Genomic DNA, 22,717 nt, shown 5'->3' with positions numbered 1-22,717 from the left:
TTTAATCTGGACTACCAATGAAATGTTCCTATGGAACAAAATCTATACTTCTTTTCTCGTTCCGTAGGAACGTTTTATCGGTAGAAAAAAAATTAAGGTATTCAATTACGTCCTGTAAGGACGTTTGAAATTTGCGTAAACATTGAACGCAAGATAAAAATCAATAAAAAAGACTTCCTTAGAGAAAGTCTTTTTTATTATTATTTCTAAAATCTTATTATGTTTCTTTAACCGTAATAATCTTTACTGGACAAGCTTTTGCGGCCAACTCACAACTTTCTACAATTGTATGATTTGGTGATTTTAAAGTAAAAAAGCCTTTTGCATTCTGCGAATGAAGCAATACCGATTTACCATCTTTTTTTGACATTTGAAAATGAACTGGATCCATTTCAACGCAATAATTACAGCCAATGCATTTGTCTCTTTGTAAAGTAATGATAACCATTATGACTCAACAATTTTATATAATTTGTCCGACATTCTGATTCTAAACGGAAGTTTGAAAGTACAATCGTCTCCTTTTGTTGCTTTTTCTGCCGTAAGATCGTTCACAAACATTTCGTCGATAATCATTTCCTGAGCACCTGTACTTGGACCTGTTACCAAAATTTTATCTCCGACTTTAATATCGTAAGCTTCAATTTTGAATTGTCCAACTTCTGCTTTTGGGAAATAATGCGTTCCTTTTCCAACATAAACTTTCTTTTGAGTTGCTGCAGATCCAGGAATATCACTCCATTCGCCTAATTCTTGTCCCAAATAATAGCCTGACCAGAATCCACGATTGTAAACCGTATTTAAAGCTTCCATCCAAACTGCGCTTTTTTCTTTTGAGAAAGTGCCATCATAATAGGCGTCGATTGCTTCACGATACGTTTTAATGACAGTTGCCACATATTCTGGCGCACGTCCTCGCCCTTCGATTTTTAAAACCTGAATTCCAGAATCAATTACTTGATCTAAAAAGTCGATTGTACATAAGTCCTTTGGTGACATCATGTACTCGTTATCCAATTCGATTTCGAAACCCGTTTCCTGATCAATAACAGTATACTTTTTTCGGCAGTTTTGTTTGCATGCGCCACGATTCGCAGATGAATTATGCGAATGCAGACTCAAATAGCATTTTCCTGAAACTGCCATACACAATGCTCCGTGTCCAAAAATTTCGATTTCAACTAAATTTCCGTTCGGCCCTTTGATTTGTTCTTTTTCAATTTGTTCCGTGATTTTCTTTACTTGACGTAAACTCAATTCACGGCTTAAAACCATCGTATCGGCAAATAAACTGTAGAATTTAATGGTTTCAATATTGGTAACGTTCAATTGGGTAGAAATATGAACTTCCATTCCAATCGATCTTGCCATTGCGATTACCGCTTGATCGGATGCAATTACTGCAGTTACATTCGCTTCTTTGGCTTTAGTCAATAATGTTTTTACGACAGATAAATCGTGATCGTAAATAATGGTGTTTAAAGTCAGATAGCTTCGAACATTTTTTGCTTCGCAGCGATTGGCAATTTCTTTTAAATCTTCGATAGTAAAATTCACTGTCGATCTTGCACGCATGTTGAGTTGTTCAACACCAAAATATACAGAATCACAGCCATTATCTAAGGCAGCCTGAAGTGACTCAAAATCTCCAGCGGGAGCCATGAGTTCAATTGTATTGTTAATTGTCATTTTTGATTTATTATTCAAATGACAAAAATAATGTGGGTATAGATTAGATTTCTATGATTTTTATCATGTCTATATTTTAAAAATTATTCGCAGTATATTATTAAAAAAGCCCGCGATTGAAATCGTGGGCTTTGTTCTATATTATCAAAATTTAACGTAAATGCCGCAGCACTCCTATTAAATTCAATCTAAAATCTTGTATACTTTATCAGACAATCTAATTCTGAAAGGAACCTCAAAAGTAACCTTATCACCAACTTTAGCAGATTGAGTTTCTGCTCCGTTAACAATGATTTTGTCTAAAATCAATTCCTGATCTCCAGTTGTTGGACCAGAAATAAGGATTTTATCACCGCTATTTAATTCTTGATTTTCTATAGTGAATTGTCCAACTTGCGCTTTTACATAATAATGTTCAGCTTTTCCAAGAAGTACTTTTTTTACTTTTATTTTCTGACGGATGTCAGCCGGTTTTTGTGCAGTCGCCAAAGCCGTTTCTGGTAATTCTCCTGAATGTTTGAATTTCAAGTTTTCAGATTTTCCTTTTCGGAATACCTTATTTCCAACTTGTTTTCCAGTTCTTAAGCGAACTTGGTCAACCAATGGCATGCGGATGATTTCTAAACATTCTGTAGAACAGCAGTTTTCCATTGCCACTTTACATTCATCACATTGAATAAATAATAAATGGCAACCATCGTTTTCACAGTTGGTGTGGTTATCGCAAGGTTTTCCGCATTGGTGGCATTGCGAAATAATATCATCTGTAATTCTTTCGCCTAGACGATTATCAAACACGAAGTTTTTACCAATGAATTTACTTTCTAAACCTTCTTCTTTCAATTGTTTCGCATAGTTGATGATTCCACCTTCTAATTGATACACATTTTTGAAACCTTGGTGTTTAAAATAAGCACTTGCTTTTTCACAACGAATTCCTCCAGTACAATACATTACCAGATTTTTATCGTCTTTGTGATCTTTAAGCTGTTCGTTGATAATTGGCAAACTCTCTCTGAAAGTTTCAACATCTGGAGTAATTGCACCTTTGAAATGTCCAACTTCACTTTCGTAGTGATTTCTAAAATCTACAACAATTGTGTTTGGGTCATCAAGGATTTCGTTGAATTCTTTGGCTTTCAAGTGAACGCCAATATTAGTTACATCAAAAGTATCATCATTTAAACCGTCAGCAACGATTTTGTGGCGTACTTTGATAGTCAATTTTAAAAATGAATGATCGTCTTGTTCTACAGCAACATTCAATCGTATACCTTTCATGAAATCGTAAGCTTCAAGCGTTTCTCTAAAAGCTTCAAAATTTTCGGCAGGAACACTCATTTGAGCATTTATACCTTCGTTGGCAACATAAATTCGGCCTAATGCATCAAGGGCATTCCAGGCTACGAATAAATCATTACGAAATTTTTGTGGATCTTGAATTTTGGCATACGCATAGAAAGACAACGTAAGACGTTGTTTACCTGCATCATCGATCATGATGGCTCTTTCTTCTGCGCTCAAAGTGTTATACAGTTGCATGCTATAAACAGTTTTAAGTTAAGAATATATGATTTTTTAGATTTTCTTTAAAATCTGCGGCAAATTTAGGGTTTATTTTGAGATTAAAAATTCTATTTCCTCAATTATCTGATTTTTTTAACATCTATCAGATATTAAATACTCCTTTTAGCTTTCAATAAAAGAAATCCAACTATCAAAATACCTTAACTTTCATTACTCATAATTAAGCAATTACTTGTTTTGTGTAACATACATAACTATATCATCTACAGAAACCGAACGACTTATATGTCCGACAAGTGATTCAATATCTTCTTTACGAAGACTATCACGAACATCAGAACGGGCTTCAGTAATTTTTAAGTCAATATTCTTTTCACGTAAATCAAGAAACAAATTTTTTAAAAAACGAACTCCAGCAATATCAATTCTAGGAGAAGAATTTAGATCTAATATTACCGTTTTTAAAGGAATCAATTCACTATAGATTTTTCCCCAAATTTGTTCTTTGATGTACTCGACATTAAAATAAAATATTGAAGATTCTACTCTGACAATCAATACGTTTTCAATCTTTTCATTATCGGGATGTCTTTTCAGATCTGTATACTGTTTCGTTCCAGGAACTCTGCCCAAAAATGCAACATTCGGTTTTGATGCAGCTTTTAACAACAACAATAAAGTTACTAAAGTAGCAAGCAATACTCCAGCAAGAATTCCCCAAATAAGTACTCCCGCAAGCGCAATCATAACAACGGCAAATTCTTGTTTGTTTATTTTATAAAGATGTTGCATTTCTTTGAAATCAAAAAGACCTCTTATAGCCACAAGAACAATCGATGCCAGAATTACCGTTGGCAAATTTTGAAGATATCCTGTTAAAAACAAAAGACAGCAGGCAATTGTCGCCGAAGCAAACAAAAGTGATAACGGTGTTTTTGCACCTGCGGAATTATTTACTGCAGATTGCGACAAGCCTCCCGCGACAGGATAGCCTTGTCCAAGTGCTACAGCGGCATTGGCAACTCCAAGTGCCAAAAGCTCTTGACGCGGATTTATAACATATCCATTTTTTTGTGCCAATGTTCGACCAGCAGAAACACTTTCGATATATGATAATAAAAAACAAGCCATTGCAAGTGGCAAAACTCCTTCAACATCTCGAATTCGAAGGGCGGGAAGATGAAACTCTGGAAGTCCTGTTGGAATGACTCCAACTGTTTTAAATCCTGCGTCTTTTAATGATGTTGCAGAAATGAGAATAATCGACAAAATCACAATTAGAATAGCAACAGGCAATTGAGGAGCAATTTTTTCACCAGCAATTAATACTAAAATCGCAATTATTCCAAAAAGAAAAACAGTTGTATTCATATCTGGAATCTGCTGAAAAAGAATTATAATTCGTTCTACGAAATTATCTCCACCGCCATTTACACCAAATAACTTGGGCAATTGCGTTAAACCAATTGTTATCGCCGCTCCCGCTTTGAATCCGACTAGAACTGTTTCGCTAATAAAATTAATAATGCCACTCAATCTCAAAAAGTAAGCTATTATAGCCATTCCGGCAAAGACCAATGCTGTAAGAGAAGCAATTTCTGACCATCGCTGTATATCTCCATTTGCCATACTCGCTATAGTCGTTCCAATTAATAATGAAATCGCAGATGTCGGACCAATTGCAAGTTGTCTACTTGTTCCAAAAAAAGCATAAAATATTCCGCCAAGAAGATAACCGTAAATTCCGTATTGCGGAGGTAATCCAGCTAAAGTTGCATAAGCCAAAGACACAGGAATTCCGTAAGCCGCAAGAGTTATTCCTGCAACAAAATCCTTTTTTAGGTCCTTCTTTTTGTACTCTTTAATCCAGTCTCCAGCAGGCAAAAATTTAGAAGTCATAATTAAAATGGCTAGACATAGCTGTAAAAAGTTAATCTTTCTCGTTGAGCAATGCTTTTTTTACTTCATTTAGTTCGGCAATTTTTTCGGGGCTAACTTTAGGATACTCTAAATCCATTTCATCTAAAGCATGAATTATTGCAGAAGCAATTACAATTCGGGCATAATATTTATTGTCGGCAGGAATAACATACCAGGGAGATTTTTTGGTAGATGTATTTTTAATCAATTCCTCATAAGCGTGCATATATTCGTCCCAAAAACCGCGTTCTTTAGCATCGGCTGCACTAAATTTCCAGTTTTTATCAGGATTATCAACTCTTTCAATAAATCTTTTCTTTTGTTCTTCTTTCGAAATATTCAAAAAGAATTTGATCACAATCGTTCCGTTTCTATTGAGATACTTTTCAAAGTTTCGAATATCCTCAAAACGATTGTCCCAAATATCTTTAGTTATTAATTTTTCAGGGATCTTTTGTCCTTTTAATATTTGTTCATGAACTCGAACTACTAAAACTTCTTCATAATAAGAACGATTGAAGATACCAATGCGACCTCTCTCTGGAAGATGTTTCTGGCAACGCCACAAATAATCATGGTCTAATTCTTCAGAACTTGGTCCTTTAAAAGAAGAAACTTGACAACCCTGCGGATTTATACCCGACATGACATGCTTAATCGCGCCGTCTTTTCCGGCAGCATCCATTGCTTGAAAAATAAGAAGTACCGACCATTTATCCTGTGCATATAAAGTATCCTGCATAGCAGCCAGCGCTTTAACTCCCATTTTTAATGTTTCTTTTACTGCCGATTTATTTTCGGCACCATCATAAGAAGTAGGTTTACCTTTTAGAGTAAAATCTTTATCGTCGCCTACACAATATTGCTCAGAGAATTTTTTTGCTCGATGTAGCAGTTCTTTTTTAGTTATTTTTTTTAAATCATTAGAATCCGACTCTAAATCTTTGTTTTTTTTCTTGTTATTCTTTGACATAGTTAGAAAAGTTATGAATTAATATTCCTGCCTTTTTTGAATAAATCATTCTTACAAAATGCAGTTCATCGATATAAGGTGTCTTTTTATCTATATTCTCACTACTTACTGAAAACCAGATAAATAATATTTTAACTAAAATTAGCAAAATTCGCACAATATTTAATCAGCTAACCAAAAAATCGCTAACTTAGCTCTTGCACTTTATTGGTTTTTAGTTAGTTGTGTATAATAAATTTTAATCAAAAATTTTACAATGAACAAAATCTACTCCTCAGCAATCTTACTAAGTCTTTTGATGTTTTCTTGCAAAAAAGAAACACCGCCAAGCCCCAAACCACTAGAAATTTCAGTTACGACGGTTTTACAGCAAGATGTAAAATTAGAATCTGAGTATACGGGGCAGACTTTTGGTCAATCTGATATACAAATCAACCCTAGAGTTGATGGTATTATCGAAAGTATGAACTTCAAAGAAGGAAGTTTTGTTAAAAAAGGACAATTGCTTTACACTATTGATCCTTTACCGTATAAAGCCAAACTTAGTGAAGCCGAAGGAGTTGCTGCAGAATCACAAGCACGTTTGTCCAAAACAAAATCAGATTTGGATATGATAACGCCATTAGCGAAGTCGAATGCGGTTAGCCAAAGAGAATTAGTATCTGCAAAATCAGCTTACAGCGCTTCGTTAGCGCAGATAAAAGCTTCTTCTGGTTCAGTGCAAAATGCAAGAATAGAATTGGGCTATTGCCAAATTACTGCACCAATCTCGGGACTAATTGGTTTATCCAAAGTGCGGGTTGGCGATTATGTAAGACCTGGACCAGCATCCGTTTTAAATACAATTTCTGATCTTGGAGATGTCAGAGTTCGTTTTACTATAAGCGAACAGGAATTTCTTCGTCTTTACAGAGAGTTCAACAAACCCAATTCAGATTTAAAAGGGTCTGGAGCAACTGTTTCCATAAAATTATCAGACGGTTCAGTATATCCTCAAACAGGAAAAGTAAGTTTTGCCGACAGACAAATTGATCCATCAACTGGTGCGATTACATTTGAAGCGGCTTTTCCAAACCCAGATAAATTACTTCGTCCAGGTCAATATGTAAAAGTTGCGCTGTTAACAGACATTCGCAAAGAAGCAATCGTAATTCCGCAGCGCGCCGTTATAGAAGTGCAAGGGATTTATCAAGTTTACGTAGTAGGCAATGATAATAAAGTACAAATGCAAATCGTAAAACCTGGCCCAGCAATTAAAAACGGATATATTATTGAAGAAGGATTAAAACCTGGCGACAAGATAGCCATGGGAGGCACTTCTTTATTGAAAAACGGAAGTGTTATTACTCCCAAAAACATTCAATGGCAATTGGGCGATCCTGAAACTGTAACTGCAAAGTAATCTAAATCACATACTATTATGGGAGAATTTTTCGTACGAAGACCAATCGTTGCGATCGTAATCAGTATTATAATTGTGATACTTGGATTACTGGCATTGCAAAAAACACCTATTTCACAATATCCGGATATTAATCCGCCTGTTGTAAAAATCACTACATCTTTTACTGGAGCAAATGCGCTGAATGTTGAGCAAGCCGTTGCTACTCCTATTGAGCAAAAAGTGAATGGTGTTGAAAACATGTTATACATGAAATCTATCAACACTTCTGACGGTGCTTGTACCATTGAAGTTACTTTTGACGTCGGAACAAATCTGGATAATGCCAACATGCTTACCCAAAACAGACAAAATCAATCAGCTCCTTTTATGCCTTCGAGTGTAAAACAACAAGGGGTTGTAGTAAAAAAATCTTTGTCATTTCCGATGATGTTGTTTACCGTTACGTCTACCAATCCGAAATACGATGCTAAGTTTTTAAATAACTATGCGAGTATTAATATCGTAGATCAATTGGCTCGTATAAAAGGAGTTGGAGAAGTAACTCTTTTTGGAGGTAGCGATTACTCCATGCGTATTTGGTTAAAAGCAGATATGATGAGCAAACTTGGCGTAACTGTCGATGATGTCAAAAGTGCTCTAAATGCGCAAAACATGATTAGCCCGGGAGGAAAATTCGGAGCAGAACCTGCACCTCCAAATACTGAATTTACTTATGGAGTAACTCTTCAAGACCGATTAGTTACTGAAAAAGAATTCGGGAATATTGTCGTACGAAGTAAAGAAGATGGAGCACAAGTTCTATTGGCTGATATTTCCCGAATCGAATTAGGAACAGAAAACTACAGCTCAAGTGCCAGACGAAATAGTTCTCCAAGTGCTGTTGTGGCAATATACCAAATGCCCGGAAGTAATGCGCTTGAAGTAGCCGAAAATGCGAAAAGCACTATGAAGCAATTAGCCGAAAAGTTTCCGCAAGATATCGTATATCAAGAATCTTTAGATACAACACTTGCCATTACTGCTGGGGTAGATGATATTGTTCATACCCTTTTTGAAGCCATTATATTAGTTATTTTGGTGGTGTTTATTTTCCTTCAAAACTGGCGCGCTACTTTAATTCCGTTAATTACAGTTCCTGTTTCGCTGATTGGTACCATTGCGGTTTTCCCAATGTTAGGATTTTCTATTAATACACTTTCCCTTTTAGGATTAGTATTAGCAATTGGAATTGTGGTCGATGATGCCATTGTGGTTGTAGAAGCCGTAATTCATCATATTGAACATGGGAAAAATCCACGAGAAGCAACAATTCAGGCTATGAAAGAAGTTTCTGGACCTGTAATTGCGATTGCATTAATTCTATGTGCCGTTTTCATTCCAGTTGCGATGACACCGGGTATTACGGGCCGTTTCTACCAGCAGTTTGCCATAACGATTGCCGTCTCGGTCGCCTTTTCGGCATTTAGTGCGTTATCTCTAAGTCCCGCGCTCTGTGCTATGCTTTTAAAACCAACCAAACCAATTGATCAGCAAAAAGGATGGCTTGCTAAATTCTTCTCTTGGTTCAACAGAGTTTTTGAAAATGTAACTGGAAAATACATTGGTGGAGCCACGTTCTTTGCAAAAAAAGCCATTCGTATTGTTATTTTATTGGCTGTTATACTTGTTTCAATTGTCTTTTTAGGTAAAAAGATTCCCGTAGGATTCATTCCTGAAGAAGATCAAGGATATGTTTTGGTCAATATTGCCTTACCGCCTGCTTCATCATTGCAGCGTACAGACGAAATTTCCAAAAAGGTGGACAGTTTCTTAAAAGAAGAAGAATCCATTTTATCTTATACGACAATAAATGGATTTAGTATGCTTACAAACTCCTATCAGCCAAATAATGCTTTTATTTTCATCTCGTTAAAACCTTGGGAAGATCGAGCAGAAACCGCTAAACAGTTTGTAGATAGATTCAATAAAAAACTAGCGACTCAAATTACTACTGCAACCTGTTTCTCATTTGGTCCGCCTGCAATTCAAGGTTTGGGAGCTTCGGCTGGATTTAGTTTAATGCTCCAAGACCGAGGAGGAAATCCACCTCAATATTTAGCAGAACAAACGCAGAACTTTATAGCTGCCGCACAGCAGCGTCCTGAAATAAAACGAATTTACACGACTTTTAATGCTGGTACACCTCAAATTAAATTGGATATCGACAATGATAAAGCAATGAAATTAGGAATACCCGTTTCTAAAGTCACTGAAGCACTTGGAGCTTTTTTGGGAGGAAGTTATGTAAATGATTTTAACCGTTTCGGACGTCAATATAAAGTTTATGTACAAGGTGAAGCCGTTAATCGTGTAAGACCAGAAGACTTAAACTTGATTTACGTCAAAAACAACAAAGGCGATATGCTTCCAGTATCAACATTGGTTACGGCAACAAAAGTTACTGGTCCCGACTTTACGAATCGTCTGAATTTATTCCGATCGGCAGAAATTGGAGGTAGTCCAAATGATGGCTATAGTAGTGCTCAAGCCTTAACTGCTTTGGAAGAAGTAGCCAAACAGACTTTACCCGCAGATATGAGTTACGATTATATCAACTTATCTTATCAGGAAAAGCATTCACCTGGAGGATCATCAGTATTTATTATGGCATTGGTGTTTGTATTCTTAATTCTTGCGGCGCAATACGAAAGCTGGAAGTTACCTTTTAGCGTATTACTTGGAGCGCCTTTTGCAGTATTTGGAGCGTTTTTAGGACTTCTTTTAGCAAGATTTGGAAGCGATGCCTATGTGAACAACGTTTTTGCACAAATCGGACTCGTTCTCCTCATCGGGTTAGTGGCTAAAAATGCCATTCTTATTGTAGAGTTTGCCAAAGAAGAATATGAAAAAGGTAAACCTCTCTATGAATCGGCAATGTATGCAGCCCGACTTCGTTTCCGACCGATCTTGATGACTGCTTTTGCTTTCATTCTCGGGGTAGTTCCGTTACTAACCGCTACAGGTGCAGGTTCGCAAGCTCGTATCGTAATGGGAATGGCGGTATTTAGCGGTATGTTAATCGCCACCATTTTAGGGGTATTAATTGTACCCGGTCTATTTGTAATGATTGAAAGAATCGGGAAAAAGAAAGATGAAACAATCGTAGCGACAGAAAATAATGTAGAATCAAATACTACAGATCATGAGTAAGAAGTATAAAATAATCGTCATTATTTTAGTCTTATCCTTATTTCCTGTGGGATGTATGGTTGGACCAAAATATAAAAAGCCTGAACAATTAAAATCAGAGTCTTATAAAAACGAAAGAAATTTAGACAGCGTCGCTTCGGTAACCAATTTGAAATGGTTTGATCTGTTTAATGATGATGTTTTAAAGGATCTGATAACCAAAGGCCTTCAGAATAATTATGATCTAAAAATTGCTGTTTCAAGAATAGAACAACTTCGTGCAGAATTGGGATATGCCAAAGCAGATTTACTTCCCGCTTTTCAATATGGAGCTACGATAAACAGTAATGAAAAATACATTACTCCATCGACTGCAGGAGCTAGTATGTCTTGGGAACTTGATTTCTGGGGAAAATTTCGTCATGAAAATAATGCTGTCAAAAATGAACTTCTAGCAACTGAAGAAGCTCGAAAAGTAGTATTGTCAGAAATTGTTGCGAACATTGCTATAGCATATTTCCAAATGAGAAATTTTGATGATCAGCTAGAAATCACCAAGCAAACCCTTGAAACGAGAGAGAAGTACTATGCAATTATAAACGAGAGATTTACAAAAGGGTACATTTCTGAAGTTGATAAAGTACAAATCGAACAGCAGGTTGCTATTGCCGAGGCCGCAATTCCTAATATTCAAAGACAAATAACTTATTACGAAAATACAATTGCGTTGCTTACTGGTCAGCTTCCTACTGAAATTCCTAGAGGAAAAAGTAATACTGAATTGCAGATCCTCAGTAAAATTCCATTATCGATTCCATCTGCTTTATTAGAAAACAGACCAGATGTAAAAGCTGCGGAATTAAGATACGCAGCGGCAAATGAAAGAATTGGTGTTGCTCAAGCCATGCGTTTTCCTTCTATTAATCTAGCGGCCATTGCCGGATTTGCGAGTGCCGATTTAAGCAATCTATTCTTAGGAAGTTCTTATATGCAAAATGCTTCCGGCGGAATTGCAGGTCCTATTTTTGCATTCGGAAAAAATAAAAGAAGAGTTGAAATAAACAGACAACAGGCAGAACAATTCAAATTTCTTTATCAAAAAACCTATATTGGTGCTGTTTCTGAAGTCGAACAATCCATACAAAACGTTAGAACTTATCAAGAAGAATGGAAAGCACGTAATAGACAAGTTCAAGCGGCTTTAATCAATTACAAACTATCTTACGAAAGATATGACAGCGGTTACGTTTCATACTTAGAAGTTTTGGATGTAGAAACTAACCTTTTTAATGCTCAATTAAGTCTTTCGCAATTATCCGAAAGACAATTAAGTTCAATGATCGAATTGTACAAAGCACTTGGCGGGGGATGGAATCTCTAAGGTTCTGAGATTCTAAGCTGCTAAGGTTCTAAGTTTTTTGAACCGAAACGCATAAAAAACAAAAAGCACTATTTTCATAGTGCTTTTTGTTTTTTAAATCTTTGTCACTTCAATCCTAAACTTAGTATCTTAGAATCTTAGCAACTTAGTATCTTAAAAATTAGCAGAACTCATTAAACGCATCCTGTAAATTCTCAGCGATTAATTCAGCTGGACGTCCTTCGATGTGGTGACGCTCTAACATGTGAACCAATTCTCCGTTTTTAAACAAAGCCATAGATGGCGAAGATGGAGGAAAAGGGAACATATGTTGTCTTGCAGCATCAACAGCTTCTTTGTCAACACCTGCAAAAACAGTAATTAAATGATCTGGTTTTTTAGCATTATCTAAGCTCATTTTTGCTCCTGGACGTGCGTTTCTTGCAGCACAACCACAAACAGAGTTTACAACAACTAAAGTGGTACCTTCAGCTTTGATAGCATTCTCAACAGCCTCAGCACTATGTAAATCTTGAAAACCTGCAGCTGTTAATTCAGCTTCCATTGGTTTTACCATGTCTAGTGGATACATATTTTTGTCTTTTAAAATTTTACTTTTGAACTGCAAAGTTACAAAGTTTACTCGCAACTAGTTAATTTGAAGTATAAAGTTTTGTTATAGTTTAATATTAAATTTTATATAGTACGTGTTCTCTCTTTTTACGTCAATTTTTCAGCAATCCCTTCGGTTTTCTCTTTTGATTTTTTATGCGAAAACTGATAATTATATTTCTTCAAATGACTATTCCTACTTTGTACTTTATGCTTAGTCGTTAAAACTGTTTCTTTATTTTCTTCAGAAATTTCAATTGTCGAAAGATAACTGCTGAAATATTTTTTTAAAGCATTAATATTATCTACCCCAACAGAATAAATGGTCTTTTTGCCATCATACTGTACAGTAACCAGATTTGCTTTTTTTAGCTCCAGCAAATGCTTAGATATCGTGGATTGCGCCAACGGAATTAATTCAACTATTTCACCACAAGTTCTATTATTTCTTTTCCATAAAAGAGTCATAATCTGAATTCGAGTTGCATGACCAAGAGCTTTACAAATTTTACCTATCTCCTCCGTTTCTTTATCAAAATTTAAATGCTTTGTAATTCCCATTAAATCGCCAATTGGTTTATTATCGTAAATAATCGATTATAATTGATAAACAATATCTTTTAGTTCGTTTCTCTATAGATCAGCAAATCTAAATGTAATTGAACTTTCCTACAGCCTCTAAAAGTTTTTGGAATGGGAAAATAAGACATTTTTATAGTCACAACTTTTTAAGAAACTAGAATTTACTTGGTATCAACTATTTTTTGCGATAAAACATTTAAGATCTATCTTAATCGAAACTTCTTTTCGAAATCAGAAGGACTGCTTGGGCAAATACTGCATTTTATAAAACGAAACATACTTGCCAAATTATACTTGTGAATTGGAAGCCAAATCAATTTTATTTACTGAATTTCTTCTGATAAGGATAAGTTTCATAGACCGTATTGTCTTCATTAATCGAAAATCCTTTTGCGGCATCTTCTCTTGCCAAGCCAACTAGAGCTATAACATCATCCTTAGGTTTTCCTTGCTTGAGCCAACAAATCGCTTTATAATATTTAACATCAGAGAATTCAGGATAGATTTTTAAAGCTTTATCAAAAATAGCAATCGCCTCATCCCATTTTTTGAGTTCATATTTTGCAATTCCCTGATAGAAATAAGCTGTCGGATGTTCTAATTGCTGCCTGTTTTTGTAAATATCGTTCACATAATCATCCAAAAGCTTTTCTGCTTTTTCATATTCGTTTAACTGAAGATAACAGATTCCTTTATAAAAGCTAAAAGAATGATCCATAACATAGCTATTTCCATACAGTTTTATGGCTTCATCAAAATCTACGATAGCATCTTTATACTCATGAGAAAAAATGCATTTTATAAAAGCGCGATAAGAAAGCCATCGTTCTTTATTATAGAAAACAGCTTTATCTAGAAAAGGCATACCAACTTCGTACTTTTTACATTTAAAATAAGGCATGGCTTTCTGCTGCCATAAATAGGCAACAGTACTGTCTTTTTTCAAACCTTGATCAAGACAATCTTGCCATTCAGTCATTTCAAAAATATAATTGTGTTTTTCAGCGCAATTGCTTAAAAATTCTTCCACAATAGCATCATGTGCCTTGTTTGTCGAAACTTGACCGAAAGATAAAAGAGTAAAAAATAAACTAAATCCTAAAATAATGTTTTTCAATGGTTATGTTTTTGAGTTAAACTTATTTGAAAGAAAAATCACTCTAAATAACGCTTTAATAAACGGAATTTTTGGACACTTTAAAATAACTTTAACATCTTCAAAAAAACTGGTTTCTTCATCTAAAAACTTGAAAATCAATTTCGGATTTCCTTTTTTAAACAAAGAAGAAAAAATAGAACTTCCCAATTCGTTATGACGATAGAGAATATCCAAAAGCAATAAATCGTAAAACCAAAATTTGTTTTTTTTATGAAACAATTTCATATTGAGCGATCCCGATACTTCGGGAGAAGTTTCATTCTGAATAAACCTCACCAATTCCGACGATTTTTTGTCTGAGTTTTTAAATGTATAACCTGTACTCGCTTTTGTCCAGCCGCCAGCTGTGCCAATATTCAACACTCGTTTGGTATTTTTTTCCCAGAAAGGGTAACACGTCATCGGGATACTTCCCTGCTCCTTTTCCAGAATTTCATATTGTTCAATTCCGAGGTTTTTCAGATAAATTTTAATCTCATTTTCATATTCTTCTTTCGGAAGAAGTTTTTCCGAAAACAAAGTATATTCAACCAAAGCTTCTGTTTTTGAAGTTGGCAAAACATACATAAATCTTGTATTTCCTTTTTGTTCAACAGAAAAATCCATGAAAGTGACTTCTTCTGAATTGAAAACTCCTTTTTCGGTTTTTACAAACCATCCCACAAAATGCTGCTGCAAAACGGGATATTTGTTTTGCCTTTCGGCGAAAGCCTTAGTATAAATACTATTGAAAAGATAGTTGCAAGTAAATCGATTTTCTTCTGTTCCAACAAAAACGTGAGTTTCCAATTCGTTGATATCGGTTACTTTTTCGTTTAAAAAAGTAATATTCGGTTGTTTCGAAATAGCCTCAAAAACGAAATCATAAAAATCTAAACCCTTGATTTTATTGTATGAATAAGGTTTTAAGTCTAAATCACGTTTGAAATTTTCATTGGCAAACAAAGCCAAATCCCATTTTTTTGAGATAACCGAATTCCAAACACTTTCTTCTTTTTCCCAAAAACACCAAGTTCTGTCATTGATTTTCTTCGAATCCTGATCTAGAAGCAAAATAGATTTATCAGAGAATTTCTCAGACAAAATCATTTTATAAACCGTCATCAAAGATGCTAGTCCAGTTCCTGTAAAAATGTAGTCGAAATGTGGGATTTGCGAAGAATTCATTCTCAAAAATAAGAAAATTTACTTTTCCAGATTTTCCAAAAGGACTTTAAAATCTTTGAGCGCCAAATAATTGTTGTATTGAAAGATAATTTCATTCTTATCATTCAAAACACATAAAATGGGATAAGCAATTTGGTTGTTTATCTTTCCAAGCTCTAAAGCCAATTCATGAACACCAATATTATTTCCCGAAGGCTGATATTTGAAAGTATGATTTGCAAAAGTAATATCTCGTTTTTCTTCCACATTGAAATCAATGAAATAGAAATCGGAGTTTAATTTTTCTATAATTTCCTGATTTTTAAAAGTTGTGGCCTTCATTCTTTGGCAAAACTGACACCAATCGGTATGGATGAAAATAATGATTTTTCGTTTTTGAATTTGCTGTAAGCTGTCTATTTCTTCAAAAGTTCTGCTTTTCAATTGGCAAAATCCTGTTGAAATTATTCCGAAGAAGAAAATAAATAGAAATAGCTTTTTCATTATTATTTGTTTTTTAGCCACTGATTAAAAGGATTAGAAAGGATTTTTTCACTTCGTTTGTCACCCTGAGCGATCCCGAGGCTTCGGGAGAAGGGTACTCCAATTGGAACGGGGCTTCGACTTCGCTCAGCCTGACAGAGAAATAATCTTTCTGAAAAAATTTTAAACACATAGAAACATAGATTTTTTTTGCTTTTAAAGATTACAAAAGAAGCTAGCTTCCACACATAGCTATGTGAATTGACGCAAGTGAAACGCCTTTTTACACAAAGTTAAACTATGTTTCTATGTGTTTAAAAAAATCACCTAAAAGTATATCGCAATCCCAAAAACCCGCGAATTGTTTGGTTTTGACCATAAACATAAGTCGTATCAAATGTCAATCCGTATGGATTGTCTGGCGTTACCAATACTTTTCCAGCTGAATCATATTGTACATTTTTATCAAATGGATCATTCGTTCTTGAAATCAAAAACGGATTATTTTGCATTGGTGTAAAGTTCAGCAGGTTTTTAATTCCTCCATAAACTTCAAAATCTTTCCATCCTGAATAAGTAAACTGAATATTCTGAATACTATACCAAGGCGAATTTGGACTTCTCGGATCGGTTTCGCTCAGCAAAGGCAATTTCATCGGACTGTAAACATTTCCCGTATAATCTAATGACAAATTCCAAGGTTGAATTTTGTATGAAACGCTCCAAGTTCCAGTGAAATTCTCTGTTAGAAATGGTCTTTCAGAAATTCCGTTCTCCACATTTTTGTTATCCAAAACCGTTGCTCCAACAATAAATTTTAATCCTGATGGAAAATTAAGGTCAATATTTGTGCTAATTCCTTGACTCAAAGCGTAACCAACAATATTGTCGTAGATAATTTCGTTTGGATTGGTTTCATAATCTGAAATAATCTTATTGCTGAATCTCGTATAGAAAGCAGTCGTTTCAATTCCCATAAAGGTTCCGTTTCCAAAATTGATTTTCTGGATATAATTCAAATTCACGTTTACAGATTGTTCTGGTTTCAAATCATTTTTGATAATAACATCTCTTGACCCCGTTAACGCCGCGTGATCTTCGGTAAACAAATTCACGACTCTGAATCCAGTTCCAGCATTTAATCTAAAAATTGTGTTTTCATTGGCCTTAAATCTGTAAGCAAATCGCGGTGTAAAAATAGAGCCATGAATGGAATTGTAATCGTAACGCATTCCTAGCAAAATCTGGCTTTTAGGAGAAAAGGTAATTTCGTCCTGAACAAAAATCCCAGGAAGCCAAGTGTTTTCAGCTTCTTTGGTTGCGGTTGTATTATCGTCATAGTATGTATATCGGCTTGCAATTCCTGCCAACAAATCGTTTCTTCCGATTTTTTTATCCCAAGTCAACTGCAAAAATCCAATTTTCTGATTGGCGATATAAGATGTTGTTCCATAACGGCTGTCCTGATAATGCACATTTCCAGAGAACGAAAGCATCAGTTTTTCTTCAAACGGCAATTGATAGCTTCCAATTAATTCGGCTCTTTTCGTATAAATACTTTCTCCATAAATTTCATCGCCACCACGATATTTTTTCTCCCAACGAATGTCTCCGCCCCAACGATCTTCGTACATTCCGCGCGCTGCAATGGTAAAAAGGCGATTATGATTTCGCTTAAAACTCCATTTATTAAAAACAGAAATTCGTTCAGAAAGCGTAACATCGGTAAAATTGTCTTTGTCTTTATCGATAACCTGATCGTAATTAAAGTAATTGATTCCGATCAATGAAGTCGCTTTTTTTCCAACATTAAATTTCGTTCCTAAATCGAGATTGCTTTCAAAATAAGAAGTCGTAAAATAATCAGCAGAAAAAGTTGGCGCATTAGTTGGATTTTTAGTGATAATGTTAATCAAACCGCCAACGGCTTCACTTCCATAAAGAGACGACGCGGGACCTTTTACAATCTCGATTCGTTCCACCAGAGAATTTGGAATTCCAGACAAGCCATAAACTGTCGAAAGACTGCTCACAATTGGCATTCCGTCAATCATTACTAAAGTGTACGGACCTTCCAATCCGTTTATATGAATATCGCCAGTGTTGCAAACACCACAATTCAGTTGCGGACGAACACCGTTTATGTTTTGAAGTGCATCGTAAATACTTGGCGTTGGATTTTTCTTGAAGAAAACTGGCGAATAAACCTCAACAGGAACGGCACTTTCTAATCGTTTTACAGGTTTTAAAGTTCCTGAAACTACCACTTCGTTCAATTCGTTTTGATCTTCTTCTAATTCAAAATCCAAGTTCAGATTTTCATTTTCTAAAACTGAAATTCTTTGAGTTATGGATTTGAGTCCAGTCGAGGTCACTTGTATTTTATAAGTTCCGTTCGGAATATTTTCGAGTATATAAAAACCCAAAGAATCCGTTTGAGTTTTAAAGTTTGTATTTAATAAACGCACCTTAATTTCTTGAACAACAGAAGTTGATACTTCTACTTTTCCTGAAATATTTTGAGAATAAAAGTTTTTAGTTGAAAGTATTAATATTGCCAAAAATAAATATTTCATTATTATAAAATTAAATTTAGACAAAACTAAAAATTAAATTTGACAAATACTTATTCTTAAAACAAAATTTTCAAACTGATTGAATTCAATATGTTACATTTCCATTTTTAAGAATCGCAAGTATTTTTGTTTAATCTCGCAAAGATGCTAAGTCGCAAAGCTTTTTCATAAAACTTGGCGACTCTGCGACTTGCGAGAGAATTTTGCGCAAGCATTAAAAATCTTCATCAATAAGTTCTTTGTTAATTACCGCTCCCGCGAAAGAACCCGTAGAAACCGCAATTGCTACTGATCGCATTGGAGTTGTGCAATCTCCACTTGCAAAAAGACCTGGGATATTTGTCTTTTGCATGGCATCAACTTTTAATAAACCTTGTTCATTGATCTCACAACCTAAAGTCTCAGGAATTGGACAATGCTGTTCAAAAGGCGGTCTTGTATAAATCGCTTTAACCTCAATTCTTTCTCCGTTCTTAAAAATGATTTTTTGAATATAGCCTTCATTATGCCCAAAAAAATCTATTTCTTCTCCAAAGATCTGAACACCATGATTTTTAAGTGTCTGTGTTTGTTCTATACTCAATTCCGATTTTCCGTTGGTACACAATCTCAAGTCTTTTGTCCAATTGGAAATTAGTTTGGCATATTCAAATCCCATTTCTCCATTGGCAATAATTGCTGTTTTTTCATTTTTGACTTCATAACCATGACAATACGGACAATGTAAAACCGAAATTCCCCAGCAATTAGCAAAACCTTCAATCTCTGGAAGTAAATCTCTAACTCCAGTTGCAAACAAAACTTTTCTTGCTGTAAAGATTTCTCCAGATTCGGTTGTGATTTCGAAACCTTTTTCTGTTTTAACTGCTTTTACAGCAAGTCCATTATAGAATTGAACGGTTTTGTAAATATCAACTTGTAATTTGGCTTTCGCCGAAATAACTGCTGGCTTTTCACCATCTTGTGTAATAAAATTATGAGAATGTGGCGTTTGTCTATTGCAAGGCAAACCGCTGTCGATAACCAAAACCTGACGTAAAGAACGTCCTAAACTCATTGCTGCAGATAATCCGCTGTAACTGCCGCCAACGATAATCACTTCAAAATGCTTCTGTTCCATATTTCTATTTTTAATCTGTTGTGTGAAATTAGTTTTAACACATAGAAACATAGCTTTTAGGATTTTGTAAAAGGCGTTTCACTTAGAATAATTAGTCATAGAACTATGTGTTAAAGCTTGCTTTTTCTGTACCCTTAAAAAGAAACAATAAAATCTATGTTTCTATGTGTTTAAATTAAATTTTACTTTCACCCAATGGGTGATTTTAATGATTTTGTTTTCTGTGTAATTTATAATTGATTAAATGCCCTATGATCATCCCAATTCCTCCAAAATAAATCAGATCAAGATGAATTTCGAAAAAGAGTTCTGTCAAAATACTAATCCAAATAAGCGCCATTGAAACAACCAAAATTGTCGATACCAAAAGAGCTGATTTTTTTATAATTTTGAGAATTGCAAATAGACCTATCGAAGCAAATAGTAAATCTATAATTGGATTGTGACTCAACCCCAAAGGAAGGATCGTTAAAAGAGGAAAAATCAAACAATGAACCAGACAAATGGTAGCGCTTGAAATTCCTAAAATATCATAAAAAGTTGTGCTTATTTTCTTCATTATGTGTACTTTTGCTTAATGCAATTTTGTTGCAAATATATACAATTTTATCAATTGCAACATTGTTGCGTTTAATTTTTAATTTCATAAAAAATGAAAACCACACGTAATACCGCAGCAAAGACAGCTGTTTTAGAGGTTTTTGAGAAATCTAAAACCGCTCTTTCGCACACCGAAATTCACAAACAATTAAATGATTTGTGCGATCGTGTTACCATTTACAGAATTCTAGATCGATTAATTAATGAAGATGTTATTCATAAAATTTCGAATTTGGATGGAACGGTAAAGTATGCCAAATGCAATCATTCGCATCAGCGCGTACACATTCATAACCACGCTCATTTTAGCTGCGAGAATTGTCATGAAATTACTTGTCTTGAAACTGTAAAACCGAGTTACATCATGCCGCATAATTATAAAGTTAATGAGATCAATTTTACCTTATCAGGATTGTGTCCGAATTGTTTAAATTCTAACATTTAACTTTTAGACTTGTCTAAAAATATTGTTTCGCGAATGTGATTTTTCTATATATTTGTGAAAACAATACTTTTACAATGACTAAATCTTTAGAAGAAGTCCACGAATCGGTTTCGACCGAAAACAAAAAAAAAGGTTTTAGAAAAATTTTAGCCTTCTTAGGCCCTGCATATTTAGTAAGTGTTGGCTACATGGATCCAGGAAACTGGGCAACAGATATTGCCGGCGGAAGCCAATTTGGTTACACTTTAGTTTGGGTTTTATTGATGAGCAACTTAATGGCTTTGCTTTTGCAGAGTTTGAGTGCTCGCCTCGGAATTGTAACGCAGCGCGACCTTGCGCAGGCTTCGAGAGAAACCTATTCCAAATACATCAACTACATTTTATATTTTCTTGCCGAAGTTGCAATCGCGGCGTGCGATCTTGCCGAAGTTCTCGGAATGGCAATCGGAATTAACCTTCTTTTCGGAATTCCGTTACTCGAAGCTGTTTTAATTACCGTTTTAGACACTTTTTTATTGCTTTTCTTGATCAATAAAGGAATTCGTAAGATGGAAGCCTTCATTATTGCTTTAGTAGCGATTATTGGCTTTTCTTTCATTTTTGAAATGATTTTTGCAGAACCAGAAGTTCATAAGGTTTTAGCGGGACTTATTCCTTCGATTCCAAACTCAGCGGCTTTGTATATCGCCATCGGAATTATTGGAGCAACCGTAATGCCGCACAACTTGTACTTGCATTCGTCTTTAGTACAAACGAGAAAATTCGATAGAACGCCAACGGGAATCAAACAAGCTTTAAAATACAATTTGATCGATTCTACGATTGCTTTGAATCTTGCTTTCTTTGTAAATGCTGCCATTTTAATTCTCGCAGCAGCTACTTTCCATAAAAATGGAATGTTTGAAGTTGCCGAAATTCAAGATGCGCATCAATTTCTTGAACCGCTATTGGGAACTAAATGGGCGCCCATATTATTTGCCGTTGCTTTAATCGCTGCTGGACAAAGTTCAACCGTTACAGGAACGCTTGCAGGACAAATCGTAATGGAAGGATATCTGCATTTCAGAATTCAGCCTTGGGTTCGTAGAATTATAACGCGCTTAATAGCTATTATTCCTGCCGTAATTGTAATATTGATTTATGGCGAAAGCGTGACAGGAAAACTCTTAATTCTGAGTCAGGTTATTTTGAGTTTACAGCTTGGTTTTGCGATTATTCCGTTGATCCATTTTGTGAGTGATAAATCAAAAATGAATGGGTTTCATATATCCAGAACCACACAAGTTGTTTCTTGGATTATTGCTTCCATCATTGTTTCTCTGAATGCAAAATTAGTTTACGACGAAATCACTTCTTGGCTAGAAAACTCAGATAATCCAATTATTCTTTGGCTGACAGTTGTTCCATTAGCTTTGGGATTCTCGGCTTTATTGCTTTATATCATTTTTAAACCTTTTATTGCTAAAGCGAAATCAAAAACTGTAAATCATTCACCACATAATTTAAAACTTCACTTTGCTCAAAAGAAATCACAAGAAGTAAAAAATATTGCCGTGTCTGTAGATTTTTCTAAAGCTGATGAAGCCGCGCTTAATCACGCCTTCGAATTAGGCGGAATGGATGCCAAATATACGCTTATCCATATCGTTGAAACTGTTGGGGCTTTAATGTACGGAATTCACATTCACGACCACGAAACTACTATCGATGAAAAATTGCTATTGCAATACAAAGAAATGCTCTCAGAAAAAGGATTCAATATCGAAATAGAACTTGGTTTTGGAAAACCATTCAAAACAATCCCAGAAATCATAAACAGTGGTTTCTTCGATATTCTAGTAATGGGAACCCACGGCCACACTGGTTTAAAAGATATTCTCTTTGGCACAACCGTAGACAAATTGAGACATAAAATTTCGATACCTTTGCTGATTGTTAAATGAAGGTGCTGA

The 22,717-nt window shown here is 35.0% G+C and carries 18 protein-coding genes; 5 read left to right on the top strand and 13 right to left on the bottom strand.

From position 1 onward, the window contains the following. Positions 1-217: 217 nt before the first annotated feature. The 5 genes from V6624_RS10470 to V6624_RS10450 all read right to left on the bottom strand — a co-directional run bounded on the left by V6624_RS10470 (position 218) and on the right by V6624_RS10450 (position 6,109). On the bottom strand, positions 218-448 hold the full coding sequence (locus tag V6624_RS10470) for a ferredoxin (RefSeq protein ID WP_111284884.1): 231 nt from the start codon (positions 446-448) through the stop codon (positions 218-220). Then, complete coding sequence (locus tag V6624_RS10465) at positions 448-1,689, bottom strand: peptidase U32 family protein (RefSeq protein ID WP_338841706.1); 1,242 nt, start codon at positions 1,687-1,689, stop codon at positions 448-450. The genes V6624_RS10470 and V6624_RS10465 overlap by 1 nt, the downstream gene beginning before the upstream one ends. Positions 1,690-1,872: 183 nt before the next feature. Next, on the bottom strand, positions 1,873-3,231 hold the full coding sequence (locus V6624_RS10460; RefSeq protein ID WP_338841705.1) for a rhodanese-related sulfurtransferase: 1,359 nt from the start codon (positions 3,229-3,231) through the stop codon (positions 1,873-1,875). A 213-nt stretch (positions 3,232-3,444) separates the two neighbouring features. After that, on the bottom strand, positions 3,445-5,115 hold the full coding sequence (locus V6624_RS10455) for a SulP family inorganic anion transporter (RefSeq protein WP_338841704.1): 1,671 nt from the start codon (positions 5,113-5,115) through the stop codon (positions 3,445-3,447). A gap of 31 nt (positions 5,116-5,146) precedes the next feature. Beyond that, a complete protein-coding gene (locus V6624_RS10450) occupies positions 5,147-6,109 on the bottom strand; it encodes a polyphosphate kinase 2 family protein (protein WP_338841703.1) in 963 nt (320 codons plus the stop codon). A gap of 256 nt (positions 6,110-6,365) precedes the next feature. Between V6624_RS10450 and V6624_RS10445 the strand changes: the two genes are divergently transcribed. Genes V6624_RS10445 through V6624_RS10435 form a run of 3 tightly spaced genes read left to right on the top strand, consistent with a single transcriptional unit; the run spans position 6,366 to position 12,063 of the window. Beyond that, complete coding sequence (locus V6624_RS10445) at positions 6,366-7,511, top strand: efflux RND transporter periplasmic adaptor subunit (protein ID WP_338841702.1); 1,146 nt, start codon at positions 6,366-6,368, stop codon at positions 7,509-7,511. Positions 7,512-7,529: 18 nt separating this feature from the next. Next, complete coding sequence (locus V6624_RS10440) at positions 7,530-10,703, top strand: multidrug efflux RND transporter permease subunit (protein ID WP_338841701.1); 3,174 nt, start codon at positions 7,530-7,532, stop codon at positions 10,701-10,703. Next, complete coding sequence (locus V6624_RS10435) at positions 10,696-12,063, top strand: efflux transporter outer membrane subunit (protein ID WP_111284877.1); 1,368 nt, start codon at positions 10,696-10,698, stop codon at positions 12,061-12,063. The genes V6624_RS10440 and V6624_RS10435 overlap by 8 nt, the downstream gene beginning before the upstream one ends. Positions 12,064-12,223: 160 nt before the next feature. On the opposite strand, the gene V6624_RS10430 is transcribed toward V6624_RS10435, so the two are convergent. The 8 genes from V6624_RS10430 to V6624_RS10395 form a co-directional block, all read right to left on the bottom strand. After that, entirely contained in the window at positions 12,224-12,634 is a 411-nt protein-coding gene (locus V6624_RS10430; RefSeq protein ID WP_111284876.1) for a BrxA/BrxB family bacilliredoxin, read from the bottom strand. A 128-nt stretch (positions 12,635-12,762) separates the two neighbouring features. Continuing rightward, entirely contained in the window at positions 12,763-13,215 is a 453-nt protein-coding gene (locus V6624_RS10425; RefSeq protein ID WP_338841700.1) for a metalloregulator ArsR/SmtB family transcription factor, read from the bottom strand. Between the two features lie 340 nt (positions 13,216-13,555). Next, positions 13,556-14,353: a tetratricopeptide repeat protein gene (locus V6624_RS10420; RefSeq protein ID WP_111284874.1), complete on the bottom strand. Its 798-nt coding sequence runs from the start codon at positions 14,351-14,353 to the stop codon at positions 13,556-13,558. A gap of 3 nt (positions 14,354-14,356) precedes the next feature. Further along, the gene (locus V6624_RS10415; RefSeq protein WP_338841699.1) at positions 14,357-15,562 is read right to left on the bottom strand and encodes a lycopene cyclase family protein; all 1,206 of its coding nucleotides are present in this window, start codon (positions 15,560-15,562) and stop codon (positions 14,357-14,359) included. An 18-nt stretch (positions 15,563-15,580) separates the two neighbouring features. After that, complete coding sequence (locus V6624_RS10410) at positions 15,581-16,045, bottom strand: thioredoxin family protein (RefSeq protein WP_338841698.1); 465 nt, start codon at positions 16,043-16,045, stop codon at positions 15,581-15,583. Positions 16,046-16,347: 302 nt separating this feature from the next. Next, entirely contained in the window at positions 16,348-18,600 is a 2,253-nt protein-coding gene (locus tag V6624_RS10405) for a TonB-dependent receptor (RefSeq protein WP_338841697.1), read from the bottom strand. Between the two features lie 214 nt (positions 18,601-18,814). Then, on the bottom strand, positions 18,815-19,720 hold the full coding sequence (locus V6624_RS10400) for an NAD(P)/FAD-dependent oxidoreductase (protein WP_338841696.1): 906 nt from the start codon (positions 19,718-19,720) through the stop codon (positions 18,815-18,817). Between the two features lie 205 nt (positions 19,721-19,925). Then, on the bottom strand, positions 19,926-20,279 hold the full coding sequence (locus V6624_RS10395) for a MerC domain-containing protein (RefSeq protein ID WP_338841695.1): 354 nt from the start codon (positions 20,277-20,279) through the stop codon (positions 19,926-19,928). A 93-nt stretch (positions 20,280-20,372) separates the two neighbouring features. On the opposite strand from V6624_RS10395, the gene V6624_RS10390 reads away from it, so the two are divergent. Continuing rightward, positions 20,373-20,765, top strand: a complete 393-nt coding sequence (locus V6624_RS10390; RefSeq protein ID WP_095930227.1) for a Fur family transcriptional regulator — start codon at positions 20,373-20,375, stop codon at positions 20,763-20,765. A gap of 74 nt (positions 20,766-20,839) precedes the next feature. After that, positions 20,840-22,708 carry an Nramp family divalent metal transporter gene (locus tag V6624_RS10385; RefSeq protein WP_338841694.1) on the top strand — a complete coding sequence of 623 codons (1,869 nt, stop codon included), beginning with the start codon at positions 20,840-20,842 and terminating at the stop codon, positions 22,706-22,708. Positions 22,709-22,717 lie beyond the last annotated feature (9 nt).

This window comes from Flavobacterium ginsenosidimutans, assembly GCF_037478105.1.
GTDB classification, from domain to species: domain Bacteria; phylum Bacteroidota; class Bacteroidia; order Flavobacteriales; family Flavobacteriaceae; genus Flavobacterium; species Flavobacterium ginsenosidimutans.
The sequence above is the reverse complement of the archived record's forward strand: the minus strand, read 5'-3'. Positions and strand labels throughout refer to the sequence as shown.